The organism is Streptomyces cinereospinus, assembly GCF_042430725.1.
GTDB lineage: Bacteria > Actinomycetota > Actinomycetes > Streptomycetales > Streptomycetaceae > Streptomyces > Streptomyces cinereospinus.
The window spans coordinates 55,245-69,505 of sequence record NZ_JBHMCY010000014.1; the positions used below are offsets into that span (position 1 = coordinate 55,245).

At 74.2% G+C, this 14,261-nt stretch carries 12 protein-coding genes; 9 read left to right on the forward strand and 3 right to left on the reverse strand.

Annotated elements, in window-relative coordinates; genetic code table 11:
- Positions 1–1,107: fatty acid kinase subunit FakA-related protein (locus tag ACFF45_RS09975; RefSeq protein ID WP_512701184.1), on the forward strand; the 1,107-nt coding region annotated here is incomplete at its 5' end.
- A gap of 79 nt (positions 1,108–1,186) precedes the next feature.
- Here ACFF45_RS09975 and ACFF45_RS09980 read toward each other — a convergent pair.
- Entirely contained in the window at positions 1,187–4,141 is a 2,955-nt protein-coding gene (locus tag ACFF45_RS09980) for a tetratricopeptide repeat protein (RefSeq protein WP_381344755.1), read from the reverse strand.
- Positions 4,138–5,982, reverse strand: coding sequence for an HSP90 family protein (locus ACFF45_RS09985; RefSeq protein ID WP_381344757.1), 1,845 nt, complete (start codon positions 5,980–5,982; stop codon positions 4,138–4,140). Before ACFF45_RS09985 ends, ACFF45_RS09980 begins: the two co-directional genes overlap by 4 nt.
- Before the next feature lie 189 nt (positions 5,983–6,171).
- Between ACFF45_RS09985 and recG the strand changes: the two genes are divergently transcribed.
- The 8 genes from recG to mutM all read left to right on the forward strand — a co-directional run bounded on the left by recG (position 6,172) and on the right by mutM (position 13,619).
- On the forward strand, positions 6,172–8,376 hold the full coding sequence (recG, locus tag ACFF45_RS09990) for an ATP-dependent DNA helicase RecG (protein ID WP_381344760.1): 2,205 nt from the start codon (positions 6,172–6,174) through the stop codon (positions 8,374–8,376).
- A gap of 133 nt (positions 8,377–8,509) precedes the next feature.
- Positions 8,510–9,097 (forward strand): 16S rRNA (guanine(966)-N(2))-methyltransferase RsmD, encoded by a 588-nt coding sequence (rsmD, locus tag ACFF45_RS09995; protein ID WP_381344762.1) that lies wholly within the window; start codon positions 8,510–8,512, stop codon positions 9,095–9,097.
- Positions 9,098–9,123: 26 nt separating this feature from the next.
- A complete protein-coding gene (gene coaD / locus ACFF45_RS10000; protein WP_381344765.1) occupies positions 9,124–9,621 on the forward strand; it encodes a pantetheine-phosphate adenylyltransferase in 498 nt (165 codons plus the stop codon).
- Between the two features lie 91 nt (positions 9,622–9,712).
- Positions 9,713–10,747, forward strand: coding sequence for a F0F1 ATP synthase subunit B (locus tag ACFF45_RS10005; RefSeq protein ID WP_381344768.1), 1,035 nt, complete (start codon positions 9,713–9,715; stop codon positions 10,745–10,747).
- 126 nt (positions 10,748–10,873) lie between these two features.
- Complete coding sequence (locus ACFF45_RS10010; protein WP_381344770.1) at positions 10,874–11,527, forward strand: YceD family protein; 654 nt, start codon at positions 10,874–10,876, stop codon at positions 11,525–11,527.
- Positions 11,528–11,529: 2 nt separating this feature from the next.
- Positions 11,530–11,703, forward strand: coding sequence for a 50S ribosomal protein L32 (rpmF, locus tag ACFF45_RS10015; RefSeq protein ID WP_003951102.1), 174 nt, complete (start codon positions 11,530–11,532; stop codon positions 11,701–11,703).
- A gap of 7 nt (positions 11,704–11,710) precedes the next feature.
- Complete coding sequence (rnc, locus tag ACFF45_RS10020; protein ID WP_381344772.1) at positions 11,711–12,649, forward strand: ribonuclease III; 939 nt, start codon at positions 11,711–11,713, stop codon at positions 12,647–12,649.
- Between the two features lie 109 nt (positions 12,650–12,758).
- Entirely contained in the window at positions 12,759–13,619 is an 861-nt protein-coding gene (mutM, locus tag ACFF45_RS10025; RefSeq protein ID WP_381344775.1) for a bifunctional DNA-formamidopyrimidine glycosylase/DNA-(apurinic or apyrimidinic site) lyase, read from the forward strand.
- Here mutM and ACFF45_RS10030 read toward each other — a convergent pair.
- Positions 13,592–13,987, reverse strand: a complete 396-nt coding sequence (locus ACFF45_RS10030) for a winged helix-turn-helix transcriptional regulator (protein ID WP_381344778.1) — start codon at positions 13,985–13,987, stop codon at positions 13,592–13,594. The two genes, mutM and ACFF45_RS10030, sit on opposite strands and share 28 nt — an antisense overlap.
- Between the last annotated feature and the right edge of the window lie 274 nt (positions 13,988–14,261).

Sequence of the window (14,261 nt, forward strand, 5' to 3'; positions counted from 1 at the left end):
GACGGCGGCCGGGACGGCGGGGGCCGAGCGACGGGGGGTGCGGACGGCGGCCGGGACGGCGGGGGCCGAGCGACGGGGGGTGCGGACGGCGGCCGGGACGGCGGCGGCCGAGCGGCCCGGGGCGAGGGCGTCGGCGAGAGCGCCGGCGGCGTGACCGAGTGCGCGGACGGTGCCGGCGAGCGGGGGCCGGCGTACGAGGTGATCTACCTCCTGGAGGCCGGCGACGCCGCCGTGGACCGGCTGCGGGAGCGGCTCGACGCCCTGGGCGACTCGCTGGTGGTGGTCGGCGGCGACGGCCTGTGGAACGTCCACGTGCACGTGGACGACGCGGGCGCCGCCGTGGAGGCGGGCGTGGAGGCCGGGCGCCCGCACCGGATCAGGATCACGCACTTCGGCGCCGGCGACGCGCACACGGTACGGGCCGAAGGGCGCCCTCGGGAGCGCGTGCAGCGGGCCGTGGTGGCCGTCGTGCCCGGCGAGGGCCTGGCCGGGCTGTACGCCGAGGCGGGGGCCACGACCGTACTGGCGCGTCCCGGGGAGCCGCCCGCCAGCGGCGAGCTCGTGGAGGCCCTGCGGCGGGCCCACGCGCGCGAGGTCGTGCTGCTGCCCAACGACCCGGAGCTGCGCCACACCGCCGCCGCGGCGGTCGAGCAGGTCCGGGCGGAGGGCGTCCGCGTGTCCCTCATCCCCACCCGCTCCGCGGTGCAGGGCATCGCGGCGCTCGCGGTGCACGAGCCGGAGCGCCGCTTCGACGAGGACGTGGTGTCCATGACCTCGGCGGCGGGCGCCACCCGCCACGGCGAGGTCGTCGTGGCGGAGCGGCAGGCCTGGACCATGGCGGGCATCTGCCAGGCCGGCGACGTCCTGGGGCTCGTCGACGGGGACGTGGCCGTGATCGGGGCGGACGTCGCGACCGTCGCCGGGACCGTGCTGGACCGGATGCTCGCGGCCGGCGGGGAACTGGTCACCCTGGTGCTCGGCGACGAGGCCCCGCAGTCCGTCGCCGAGCACCTGCGGGCCCGGGTGCGGGAGGCCTACCTCGCCGTGGACACGGTGGTGTACCGGGGCGGGCGGCAGGGGGCGCTGCTGCTGATCGGGGTGGAGTGAGCAAGCGGGGAGCGGTTGTTCGACGATCCTCCCCGTCCTTCCCCTCTCGTGCCGGTCACCGGCGCCCGATCGCGCGCCCCTACTCCTCCCGCACCTCCGGTACCTCCAGCACCACCCGCAGCATCTGCTCCGCCTCCGCCCGCCGCTCCCGCGCCGCCTCGTCGTCCTCGGCCGCGTCGGCGTAGGCCTCCAGCACCGCATGCGCGCGTGCGGCGGCCTCGGTGCCGCGGCCCAGGTCGGCCGCCAGCCACCCCGCGGCGAGTTCCGCGCCGGTGCGGGCGTGCCGGGCGTCGGCCCCGAGGGCGGCGAACACCGAGACGGCCTCCTCCATCTCGGTCAGGGCCTCCTCGAACGCGGCCTGGATCGAGCCGTCCTCGGCGTCCTCGGCGGACGAGCGGGCGAGCAGGTCGCCGAACTGGCGGTGGGTGTGCCCGAGTTCGCCGGTGAGCCGCTGCCGCGACTCCTCGTCGGCCGCGGTGGACAGCGCGCTCTCGCACTCGTGGACGGCGGCCGCCATCAACTCCCGTGCGGCCTCGGTGCCGTCGTCCGTGCGCAGCGCCAGCCACGCGCGGGCGCGCAGGGAGCGGACGAGGCCGTGGACGTTGTCCAGCGAGCGCCACAGCTCGCCCGCACGCGCGTAGGCCCGGTCCGCCTCGGCGGGCAGCCCGGCATGGCCCAGGGACTCGGCGGCGAGGTGGGCCAGGGTGGCGTGGTCGTGCTGCTCGGGCCAGTGCCGGGCGATCTCGGCGGCCTGCAGGCGGCGCTCGGCGGCCGCCCGGTGCTCGCCGAGTTCGCTGAGGCAGTCACCGAGCCACCACTGCGTCTGGACGATCGCGCCGTCGCCGTGCGTCTCGGCGCTCAGGTCGGGCAGCGCCGACTCCAGCACCTCCGCGGCCTCGGCCCACCGCTCCTGGCGCAGCAGGAACCCGCCCAGCAGATGCCGCGCCCAGACGCCGAAGGTGGGCCCCTCGCCCGCCTCGTCGGCCCAGTGTGCCGCCTCCAGGGCGTGTTCGGCGGCCTCCGCGGACCGCCCCCGGCCGCCGAGGACCTCGGCCAGCTGGAGGTGCAGCTGGGCCCGTCCGGTGGCCTCCAGGTGCGGTCCGCCGTGCGCCAGGGCCGCCCTCAGCGCCCGCTCGGCCTCCGCGGTGTCCCCGAGGTGCTGGGCGAGACCGGCCAGCCGGGCCTCGTACTCCACCGCGAACCACGGCAGCCCCGCGCCGACGTACGCCGCGGCGGCCCCCGCGAACAGCTCGGCGGCCTGCTCGACGTCCCCGTGGTGCACGGCCAGCTCGGCGAGCATCGCCCGTGCCTCGGCCGCCCGGGAGGCGAGCCGGACGTCGTCCCCGGTGCGGCCCCCGACGAGCGCCTGCACCTCCCGCACGGCCGCCTCGGCCTCCGCCAGGACGGTCTCGCGCGCGACGGGGCCGTCGCCCTCGTGCACCCGCCGCATCATGATCCGGGCCCGTCCCATCAGCACGGACGCGGTCTGCCGTACGCCGGTGCCGTCCTCGGCGTACAGGGCGAGAACCTCGTCGTAGGGGGCGGCGACCGCCGCGACGGCCTCGTCGACGTGACCGGTGAGCGCGCGGACGTACGCCGCACGCGCGCGTGCCGCCAGGGCCTCGCCGGGGTCGCCCGCCTCGGCGTACAGCTCGGCGGCGCGCTCGAAGAGCGCCGCGCCCTCGGGGCCCCGTTCCATCGCCTCGTGGTCGGCGATCTCCGCCCGGTCCCGGGCGTCCAGACCGGTTCCCCGCGCGGCCCGCGCGACCGCGGCCCAGGCCTCGACGGCGTTCGGCTGCAAGGTGTCCGACAGCCGCCGCGCCTCGGCCAGCAGCGCGGCCAGGTCCGGCTCGGCTCCGGTCGCGGCGGCCGCCGGCGGCCCGGCGGCCGGGGCGGCCGGGCGCACCGGGTGTGCCAGCCGCTCCGAACGCAGCCCGAGGGCGAGCCGCTCCACCAGCGGACGCCGGTCCATCCGCGCGCGGACCCGCTCGCCGACGGCCGGGGTGCCGTTGCGCCGGTCGAACCGGTCGGCCAGCGCGAGTGCCTCCCCACGCGCGTGGGCGGCGAGTTCGCGCGCGGTCCACGCCCGGCCCGCCGGGCCCGGCACCCGCTGGTCGCCGAGGCCCAGCCCGGTCAGCCGGTCCATGAGCAGCACCACCACGCTCAGGAAGTCCATCAGGCTGCGCGGGTGCCCGGTGTCGGTGAAGTACGCCGGCCGCTCCGCCAGCAGCTCCAGGCCGCGCGCCTCGTTGCCGGTCAGCGCGCAGAACTCCACGTGGTCCGCGTAGGCGCCGCGCATGCTCTCCATGCCCCGCACCAGCCGGAAGCCCCGCAGGTGGTGGGCGCGGGCCTCGTCGAGGCGGCCCAGCCGCAGCAGGGGCGCCAGCGAGGACGCCAGGACGGTGTGCGGCTCGTGGGCGCAGGTGAACTCGCCGTCCAGCACCGGCGCCCACAGCCGCAGGGCCTCGGCGTCCCGGCCGCGCTGCGCCTGCCACGCGCCCTGCCCGTGCAGCTCGCACGCGTGGCAGTCGGCCATGGCGTCCCGGTCCGCGGCCAGCCACGCCGCGTACGCCCGCTCCGCCCGGTCCAGGTCCCCGACGTGCGCGGCGACGCTGAACTCCGCGCTGCGCACGGCCCGCTCCGAGTGCCCGGCCAGCCGGTAGCGGTGCTCCATCTCGCCGAGCCACTTCTCGACGGAGGCCAGCGGGACGTGCGGCTGGCCGAGCATCCCGGCCGACATCCACTTGAAGACCCAGTGCAGCGAGTGGGTCTCGTACTCGTCGAAGTCCTCGGGGCGCTCGTCCCACATGCGCAGCAGACGCGCGAACGGGACGAACATCTTGTCCTTCTCGGAGCTGTAGTTGTAGACCTTCAGCTGGTGTCCGAGCGCCTCGATCACGGCGAGCGGGACGTTCAGCCGCTCGGCCTCGGCGAGCAGCTGCTCCGCGCGCGCGTTGCGTGCGGGGCCCTCCGGCTGCTCGGAGTTCTCCGCCATCGCCCGGCGCAGCGCGTCGAAGTCCGTGATCTCACTCATCGGTGACCGTCCCCCGGGGAGTCGCTGTCGCTGTGGGTGGCCCACTCCAGCAGGCCGATGAACGCCCGGTTGAGCAGCGCGGAGTCGGCGGGCCGCAGCGGGCGCTGCGCCATCAGCAGGGCCTGGCCGTACAGCGACTCGGTGGCGGTGCCGACGAGTTCCGGATCGTTCAGTGAACCGATCCTGCGGATCAACGGATTGCGGTGGTTCATCACCAGCCGCGCGCGGGGGGCGCTGCCGCGCAGCGAGCCCAGGATGCCCGCCCACAGGCCGTCGGCCTGCTCCTCGGCCGCCGCCCGGGCGTGCTCGTGCCGGGCCGCCCGGTCGTCCAGGTGCAGCGCGGGCACGGAGAGCGGGTGGAAGGCGCGCAGGACCACGTCGCAGCCCAGCGGGTCCAGCGTGGCCCGCGCGGCCGCCAGGAAGCCCGCCAGGGCCAGCTCCTCGGCCGGATCGACGGCGTCCAGGTGGGCGGTCACGGTGTCCGCGTCCAGTTCGGCGACGACCGTGCCCGGCCGCACCGACGGCAGCGCCTCGACCAGCTCGCTGTCGTAGGTGTAGCCGCCGTTGACGACCCCGACGCCCTGCGCGGACGCGATCGGGGCGACCTGCCGGTACTCCTCGACCGTGCGCGTGAAGTGCACCACCGGGTGGCGCAGCGCGAACTCCTCCAGCGACAGCTGCCCGTCCGTGGTCTCGAACGGCAGCCACGGCAGCATCGTGCGCAGCATCTCCTTGTCGTGCCGCGCCAGGGACTTCACGCCCAGGTGGTGCACCGAGAGGAAGGCCGCCAGGCGCTCCGGGTCACCGGCCGCCAGACCGGTCAGCCAGGACCGTATCCTGCCGCCCAGCGCCTCCCGCACGGCGGCCAGGGTCTCGTCCTCGTACAGCGACTCGCGCGACGCCGTGGGCCGCAGGCTGTCGGTGTCGAGCACGCAGCGCACGAAGAACGCCCAGTCGGGCAGCAGCTGCTCGGCCCGCTCGGTGAGCAGCATGCCCTTGAGGTGGACGCGGTGCCGCGCGCGCTGGGCCGGGCTGACCGCGGAGGGCAGCACGTACGCCACCCCGCGGATCCCCGCGAGCGGCACGGTCAGCTCGATCGCGTCCAGCGGCGTGAAGCCGAACAGCTCGTGGCAGTGCCGGGCCAGCGCCACCCGCCGGTTGGCGGGGGAGGGGTAGGGCCGGTCCCAGGGCGCCGGCAGGTCGGTGACCCCCTCGTCGCCCACCCGCACGTCGTACGGGAGCAGTGAGCCGAAGTCCCGTGCCAGCGCCAGCACCCGCTCCTCGGCGAGCCATTCCCCGGCTCCGGCCCGCGCCTCCAGGTACACGGTGGTGCCGGGCTCGGGCCGCGCCGCGTCCGGCAGGGTCCGTACGGTGTACGAGCCGTCGTCCGTCGCCGTCCACTCCACGGGGCGGGCGTCCGGCGTACGGGCGCTGCGGCTGACGACCCGGATCCGCTCGGCCACCACGAAGCAGGCCAGCAGGCCGATGCCGAACTGGCCGAGGAACTCGGAGCGGGCCTCCTGGATTCCCTCGGGCCGCTTCGAGCTGCGCCCGATGGTGGCCAGCAGGCCGTGCACGTCGGACTCGGTGAGCCCGACGCCGGAGTCCTCCACCCGCAGGCCGCCGTCCACGGCGTGCAGCCGCACCCGCGCCGGGGCGTCGGGCTGCTCGGCGCGGCGGGCGGTGATGGCGTCGACCGCGTTCTGCAGCAGCTCGCGCAGGTAGACCTTGGGACTGGAGTAGAGGTGATGGGAGAGCAGGTCCACCAGGCCGCGCAGGTCGACCTGGAAGGTATGGGGTGAGGAGGGTGCCTGTGATGCCGGTGAGGTCTGGGAGTCCATCGTCACAGCGCCGGTGGGGGGAGCGCGTCGGCGCGGGGTCGGGCGGTCCCGGTGAGGCGGTGACCGCGGAAAGGATGGCCGGAGCGCGTCATCCTAGAGCCCGAGCGAGCCGCCTGACCAGGGGTTTCCCGAGACGTAAACGGAGCTTCGGCCGGGACGCCCGCGCCGTTGTCAGTGCCGTGGTGTGGAATGGATCTCGTGCCCGCACTGGACGAACCACTCAAGAAGGTGCTCGGCCCCGCCACCGCCAAGGTGATGGCCGAGCACCTCGGCCTGCACACCGTCGGCGACCTCCTGCACCACTACCCGCGCCGCTACGAGGAGCGCGGCCGGCTCACCCACCTGGCCGACCTCCCCATGGACGAGCACGTCACGGTGGTCGCCCAGGTCGCCGACGCCCGCCTGCACGCCTTCGCCTCCGCCAAGGCGCCCCGCGGCAAGGGCCAGCGCCTGGAGGTGACGATCACCGACGGCAGTGGCCGGCTCCAACTGGTCTTCTTCGGCAACGGCGTGCACAAGCCCCACAAGGAACTGCTGCCGGGCACCCGCGCGATGTTCGCCGGCAAGGTCTCCCTCTTCAACCGCCGGCTGCAACTGGCCCACCCGGCCTACGAGTTGCTGAGGGGTGAGACCGAAGAGGCGGTCGACACCTGGGCGGGCGCGCTCATCCCGATCTACCCGGCCACCGCCAAGCTGGAGTCCTGGAAGATCGGCAAGGCGGTCCAGACGGTCCTGCCCAGCGCCGGGGAAGCCGTCGACCCGCTCCCGGACCCGCTCCGCGAGGGCCGCGGCATGGTCTCCCTGCCCGAGGCCCTGCTGAAGATCCACCGCCCGCAGACCAAGGCGGACGTCGCCGACGCCCGCGACCGGCTGAAGTGGGACGAGGCCTTCGTCCTCCAGGTCGCCCTCGCCCGCCGCCGGCACGCCGACGCCCAGCTCCCGGCGGTGCCCCGCAGGCCCGCCCCGGACGGCCTGCTCGCCGCCTTCGACGACCGGCTGCCCTTCACCCTCACCGAGGGCCAGCGCAAGGTCTCCCGGGAGATCTTCGACGACCTGGCCACCGACCACCCGATGCACCGGCTGCTCCAGGGCGAGGTCGGCTCGGGAAAGACGATGGTGGCCCTGCGCGCCATGCTCGCCGTGGTCGACGCGGGCGGGCAGGCCGCCATGCTCGCGCCCACCGAGGTGCTCGCCCAGCAGCACCACCGCTCGGTGGTGGAGATGATGGGCGAGCTGGCCGAGGGAGGGATGCTCGGCGGCACCGAGCACGCCACCAAGGTGGTGCTGCTCACCGGGTCGATGGGCGCGGCCGCCCGCCGCCGGGCGCTGCTCGACCTGGTCACCGGGGAGGCCGGGATCGTGATCGGCACGCACGCGCTGATCGAGGACCGGGTGCAGTTCCACGACCTCGGCCTGGTCGTCGTCGACGAGCAGCACCGCTTCGGCGTCGAGCAGCGCGACGCCCTGCGCGGCAAGGGCAAGCAGCCGCCCCACCTGCTGGTCATGACCGCCACGCCGATCCCGCGCACGGTCGCCATGACCGTCTTCGGCGACCTGGAGACCTCGGTCCTCGACCAGCTCCCGGCCGGCCGTTCCCCGATCGCCAGCCATGTCGTCCCCGCCGCCGACAAGCCGCACTTCCTCGCCCGGGCCTGGGAGCGGGTGCGCGAGGAGGTCTCCCAGGGGCATCAGGCGTACGTCGTCTGCCCGCGCATCGGCGACGAGGAGGACGACCCCGGGGCGGCGAGGAAGAAGCCCGCCGGGGACGAGGCCGACAAGCGCCCCCCGCTGGCCGTCCTGGACGTGGCCGGCCAACTGGCCGAGGGCCCGCTCCGGGGACTGGGGATCGAGGTCCTGCACGGCCGGATGCAGCCCGACGACAAGGACGCCGTCATGCGCCGGTTCGCCGCCGGGGAGACGGACGTGCTGGTGGCCACCACGGTCATCGAGGTCGGTGTGAACGTGCCGAACGCCACCGCGATGGTGATCATGGACGCCGACCGCTTCGGCGTGTCCCAGCTGCACCAGCTGCGCGGCCGGGTCGGCCGCGGCTCGGCGCCCGGACTGTGCCTGCTGGTCACCGAGATGCCCGAGGCCAGTGCGGCCCGCCAGCGGCTGAACGCGGTGGCGGCCACGCTCGACGGCTTCGAGCTGTCCCGCATCGACCTCGAACAGCGGCGCGAGGGCGACGTCCTCGGCCAGGCCCAGTCCGGCGCCCGCACCAGCCTGCGGGTGCTCGCCGTCATCGAGGACGAGGAGATCATCGCCGAGGCCCGCGAGGAGGCCGCCAAGGTGGTCGCCGCCGACCCGGAGCTGACCGCCCTGCCGGGCCTGCGCACGGCCCTGGACGCCCTGCTGGACGAGGAGCGGGAGCAGTACCTGGAAAAGGGCTGAGGGGCGGCGCCGCCAGGGGCGCGGCGACCCGCGCGACCGGCCACGGCGAACCCGCACCCGCCGGCGGCGACGCACCCCTGCCTGCCGCCTGCCACACTGAAGCCCTGAGCACGCCCACGACCGAGGACCCCAGATGACCCGCGTGATCGCCGGCAAGGCCGGCGGACGTCGCCTAGCCGTCCCGCACGGCGACCGCACCCGCCCCACCTCCGACCGCGCGCGTGAGGGGCTCTTCTCCACCTGGCAGTCCCTGCTCGGCGGCCCCCTGGACGGCGAGCGGGTCCTCGACCTGTACGCCGGCTCCGGCGCCGTCGGCCTGGAGGCGCTGTCGCGCGGCGCGGGCCACACCCTGCTGGTCGAGGCCGACGACCGGGCGGTGCGCACCGTACGGGACAACGTCAGGAGCCTGGGCCTGCCCGGCGCCGAGGTCAGGGCGGGCAAAGCGGAACAGATCATCCGCGCCGGCCGCCCCGACCAGCCGTACGACCTCGTCTTCCTCGATCCGCCCTACCGCGTCACAGATCACGATCTCCGCGAGATTCTGCTCACACTCCGCTCGGAGGGGTGGCTCGCGGTGGACGCCCTCGTCACCGTGGAGCGCAGCACCAGAGGCGGGGAATTCGTATGGCCGGCCGGCTTCGAGCCGCTCCGGGCGCGTCGCTACGGCGAGGGCACGTTTTGGTACGGTCGCGCCGCCTTCTCGTGCGAAGACGCACCATGACCGGACCTGAGAGCGAGGGATCTCACGTGCGCCGAGCCGTCTGTCCCGGGTCGTTCGACCCGATCACCAACGGACACCTGGACATCATCGCCCGCGCCTCCCGTCTCTACGACGAGGTCTACGTCGCGGTGATGATCAACAAGGCCAAGAAGGGCCTGTTCGAGATCGACGAGCGGATCGAGCTGATCCGCGAGGTCACCGCCGAGTACGGCAACGTAAGGGTCGAGGCCTTCCACGGCCTTCTCGTCGACTTCTGCAAGCAGCGCGACATCCCCGCCATCGTCAAGGGCCTGCGCGCGGTCAGCGACTTCGACTACGAACTCCAGATGGCCCAGATGAACAACGGCCTGTCGGGCGTGGAGACCCTCTTCGTGCCCACCAACCCCACCTACAGCTTCCTGTCGTCCTCCCTGGTCAAGGAGGTCGCGGCCTGGGGCGGCGACGTCTCCCACCTGGTGCCCGCGGCGGTCCTGGCCAGGCTCGGCGAGCGCCTGCGCAGGGCCGGCTCCACCGACCGCGACTGACGCCTCCTCACCCGGTGTCGCCCGGGGACCCCGTGGCCGTACAGTCGTCCCGTCCGTCTCCAACACAGCTGTAGAGAGTGGCGAGCAAGCGGTGGACGTACAGAAGAAGCTCGACGAGATCGTCGCGGCGGTCTCCGGTGCCCGGGGCATGCCCATGTCGGCCTCGTGCGTGGTCAACCGCGCCGAGCTGCTCGCCCTGCTGGAGGAGGTGCGCGCCGCGCTGCCCGACTCCCTCGCCGAGGCCCAGCAGCTGATCGGCGGCCGCGAGCAGATGGTCGAGCAGGCCCGGCAGGAGGCCGAGCGGATCATCCAGGGCGCGCACGCCGAGCGCGGCTCGCTGATCTCCGACACCGAGGTCGCCCGCCGTTCCCGGGCCGAGGCCGACCGGATCCTCGCCGAGGCCCGCAAGGAGGCCGAGGAGATCCGCGCCGAGGCCGACGACTACGTCGACTCCAAGCTCGCCAACTTCGAGGTCGTCCTCACCAAGACCCTCGGCTCGGTCGGCCGCGGCCGCGAGAAGCTGCTCGGCACCGGCCCGGGCCTCGACGAGCAGGGTTACGAGGACGCGGACGCCCCCGAGCGCAGCCACGACCCGGAGACCCTGCGCCGCACCGCCGACGAGTACGTCGACGTCAAGCTCGGCGCCTTCGAGGCGGTGCTCGCCAAGACCCTGGAGGCGGTGGGCCGCGGCCGGCAGAAGCTGCACGGCCGGATCGCCACCGACGACCTCGGCTCCCTGGACACCACCACCGTCCAGCACAGCAGCGACGCCGACTACCTCGCCGACCTCGCCGCGATGGCCGACACCCCGGCCGAGCCGGCGCAGCCCCCCGCGGCGCCCTCCCAGCCGTCGTACGCCCCGCAGGACGCCTACGCCTACCAGCAGCAGCCGGAGCGGGACCCGTACGGCTACTCGCAGCAGTACGCCCCGCAGGACCCGTACGGCTACCAGCAGGCCGACCCGTACGCGGCGTACCCGCAGCAGCCCGCCTACGACCCCCAGCCGGACCAGCAGCACGCCGGCTACCAGCAGCCCCAGGCGCTCGACGAGACCAGCCTCTTCGACACCAGCATGATCAGCGCGGAGCAGCTGCGCGCCTACGAGCAGGGCCGCGGCACCGGCTGACACCGCCGATTGGGCCGTCGGCGAAAGGTCCAGTATCCTGGCTGTTCGGTCGCGCGTACGTCCGCGATCAGCGCTGCCCGGGAACACCGAAGGGCGGCGTCCCGAGCTCACAGACCGAAAGCAGGAATGGCCCTGAACGCCCGCCTCGACCACCGCAACCCTCTCGTGTTCGACACGCACGAGCTGGGTCGGCGGCCTGGTGCGCTGCAGCGCCTGACCCGCACGGTCGACGCCCCCAGGGACCTCGGTCTGCAGGACGTCATCGGCGTGCCGGAAGGCGCCCCGGTGGAGCTCGAGCTCCGTCTGGAGTCCGTCATGGAGGGTGTGCTGGTCACCGGCACCGCCCGTGCGCGGGCCGAGGGGGAGTGCGTAAGGTGTCTGGAGCCGGTCGGGCTGGAGCTCGAAGCCGACTTCCAGGAGATGTTCTCGTACCCTGACGCCGACGACCGGGGCCGTGTGAAAGCGGAACCGGCCGACGACGCCGAGGAAGACGAGGACAGGCTCTTTCTCGAGGACGGCCTGTTCGACCTCGAACCCGTGCTGCGGGACGCGGTGGTGCTCGCACTGCCGATGCAGCCGGTGTGCCAGGACGACTGCCCCGGCCTGTGCTCCGAGTGCGGAGCACGGCTCGCGGACGACCCGGACCACCACCATGACGCCGTCGACATCCGTTGGGCGGCATTGCAGGAACTCGCCGGTCCACTCGGAGACGGCGAGAAGGACGAGATGAGCGGCGGCGCGCTTCCTTCAGCACGCGCCGACGAGAAGCAGGAGAAGTAGCCGTGGCTGTTCCGAAGCGGAAGATGTCGCGCAGCAACACGCGCCACCGCCGGTCGCAGTGGAAGGCTGCGGTCCCCACCCTGGTTGCGTGCGAGCGCTGCCACGAGCCCAAGCAGCAGCACATCGCGTGCCCGTCTTGCGGCACCTACAACAAGCGCCAGGTCCTCGAGGTCTGAGCGGCTGGTGAGAGGCACTGTGTCCACGCCGAAGAAGCAGTCTTCCCGCGCGAGCGGGAGTGGACCGGACAACCAGGCCTCGTCCCACACGCTTCTGGAAGGGCGGCTCGGCTACCAGGTCGAGTCCGCCCTTCTGGTGCGAGCGCTGACCCACCGTTCCTACGCGTACGAGAACGGCGGTCTGCCGACGAACGAGCGGCTGGAGTTCCTCGGGGACTCCGTGCTCGGCCTCGTCGTCACCGACACGCTGTACCGCACCCACCCCGACCTGCCCGAGGGCCAGCTGGCCAAGCTGCGGGCCGCGGTGGTGAACTCGCGTGCGCTGGCGGACGTGGGACGGACGCTCGAACTCGGCTCCTTCATCCGGCTCGGCCGCGGTGAAGAGGGCACGGGTGGCCGGGACAAGGCATCCATCCTCGCCGACACCCTGGAAGCGGTGATCGGCGCGGTCTATCTCGACCAGGGCCTGGACTCGGCGGCGGAGCTGGTGCACCGCCTGTTCGACCCGCTGATCGAGAAGTCCTCGAACCTCGGAGCCGGCCTGGACTGGAAGACGTCCCTCCAGGAGCTCACCGCGACCGAGGGGCTCGGTGTCCCCGAGTACCTGGTCACGGAGACCGGCCCCGACCACGAGAAGACCTTCACTGCTGCCGCCCGCGTCGGAGGCGTCTCGTACGGCACCGGCACCGGCCGCAGCAAGAAGGAGGCGGAGCAGCAGGCCGCCGAGTCCGCCTGGCGGTCCATCCGCGCGGCGGCGGACGAACGCGCCGAGGCCGCCGCGGCCGCGGGTACGGCACCGGCCGTCGACGCGGTCCCGCTGCGGGACGGCTCCGTACGCGCCGAGGCCACGGCCGTGGAGGCCGCCAGAGCGGCGTCCGCGGCCCGGGCCCCCGAGGCGCCGGCCGCCGAGGGCGGCGGCGCGGACGCCGCGCCGACGGCGGGCTGACCGGCCCGGCGCGCACGGACGGACCGCGGAACAGATCACGTCCGAGCGCCCGCCCCAGCCCCAGGGGCGGGCGCTCGGCCCGTACGACGGGGTGGGACGGGGAGCCACGATGCCCGAGTTGCCCGAGGTGGAGGTCGTCCGGCGCGGACTGGAGCGGTGGGTCGCCCACCGCACCGTCGCCGACGTCGAGGTGCTCCACCCGCGTGCCGTACGCCGGCACCTCGCCGGCGCGGACGACTTCGCGCACCGGCTGAAGGGCCACCGCGTCGGCACGCCGAGCCGGCGCGGCAAGTACCTGTGGCTGCCGCTGGCGGACACCGGTCAGGCGGTCCTGGCCCACCTCGGCATGAGCGGCCAGCTCCTGGTCCAGCCGCACGCGGCGCCGGACGAGAAGCACCTGCGCGTCCGGGTCCGGTTCGCCGACGCCCTCGGCACGGAGCTGCGCTTCGTCGACCAGCGCACCTTCGGCGGCCTGTCGCTGCACGACACCACCCCTGACGGGCTGCCCGGCGTCATCGCGCACATCGCCCGCGACCCCCTCGACCCGCTCTTCGACGACGAGGCGTTCCACCAGGCGCTGCGCCGCAAGCGCACCACCATCAAACGGGCCCTGCTGGACCAGTCGCTGATCAGCGGCGTCGGCAACATCTACGCCGACGAGGCGCTCTGGCGCACACGTCTGCACTACGACCGCCCGACGTCCACCTTCACCCGCCCCCGCACGGCCGAACTCCTCGGCCACGTCCGGGACGTCCTGAACGCGGCCCTGTCGGTCGGCGGCACCAGCTTCGACAGCCTCTACGTCAACGTGAACGGCGAGTCGGGCTACTTCGACCGCTCACTGGACGCGTACGGACGCGAGGGGCTGCCGTGCCGCAGGTGCGGTACGGCGATGCGCCGGCGCCCGTGGATGAACCGGTCCAGCTCCTACTGCCCGCAGTGTCAGCGGCCGCCGCGCATCTCGTCGTAGCGCTGCCGGGCGGCGAGCACGTCGTCCATCCGCCCCTCCAGATGGTGGATGAGCGCCAGCAGGCGCTCGGCGACCTCGTGGCCGAGGGGCGTCAGCTCGTAGTCCACGCGCGGCGGGTTGGTCGGCTGGGCCTCGCGGTGCACCAGGCCGTCGCGCTCCAGCGCGTGCAGGGTCTGGGAGAGCATCTTCTCGCTCACCCCGTCGACCCGGCGGCGCAGCTCGTTGAAGCGCAGCGAGCCCTCGCACAGCGCCCCCAGGGTGAGCGCGCCCCAGCGCCCGGTGACATGCTCCAGCGTGCCCCGGGAGGGGCAGGCCTTGGAGAACACGTCAAACGGAAGCTCCTGCTCCGGACTCTGCGCGACGGTCATGCCTCCAGCGTACGCAGCCGCAGCGCTGCCCGACAGATGGCGCTCACTGGGGGAAAGCGGAGCCGCCTGAGGCAGGCGCCCGACCGCCCGGCTCCGCTCCGTCCCCAGGGCGGCCTCCGTACACCCTGGCAGCGGCCCTGGCCGTGCCCCGCACGCGGACATGGGCGGCCGCCCTCGGGACAGCGTCCGTGCTGGTGGCCGGCCCCGCCGGCCCCGCCGGGCCGCCTGGGCGGCGACGCGACCGCCGGCACTCGACCAGTGGCTCACCGCGACC

Coding starts and splice junctions, on each gene's coding strand:
- ACFF45_RS10030 (WP_381344778.1), bottom strand. CDS start 13,987: ATGACCGTCGCGCAGAGTCCGGAGCAGGAGCTTCCGTTTGACGTGTTC.
- rsmD (WP_381344762.1), top strand. CDS start 8,510: ATGACCCGCGTGATCGCCGGCAAGGCCGGCGGACGTCGCCTAGCCGTC.
- ACFF45_RS09980 (WP_381344755.1), bottom strand. CDS start 4,141: ATGAGTGAGATCACGGACTTCGACGCGCTGCGCCGGGCGATGGCGGAG.
- ACFF45_RS10010 (WP_381344770.1), top strand. CDS start 10,874: ATGGCCCTGAACGCCCGCCTCGACCACCGCAACCCTCTCGTGTTCGAC.
- recG (WP_381344760.1), top strand. CDS start 6,172: ATGGATCTCGTGCCCGCACTGGACGAACCACTCAAGAAGGTGCTCGGC.
- mutM (WP_381344775.1), top strand. CDS start 12,759: ATGCCCGAGTTGCCCGAGGTGGAGGTCGTCCGGCGCGGACTGGAGCGG.
- ACFF45_RS09985 (WP_381344757.1), bottom strand. CDS start 5,982: ATGGACTCCCAGACCTCACCGGCATCACAGGCACCCTCCTCACCCCAT.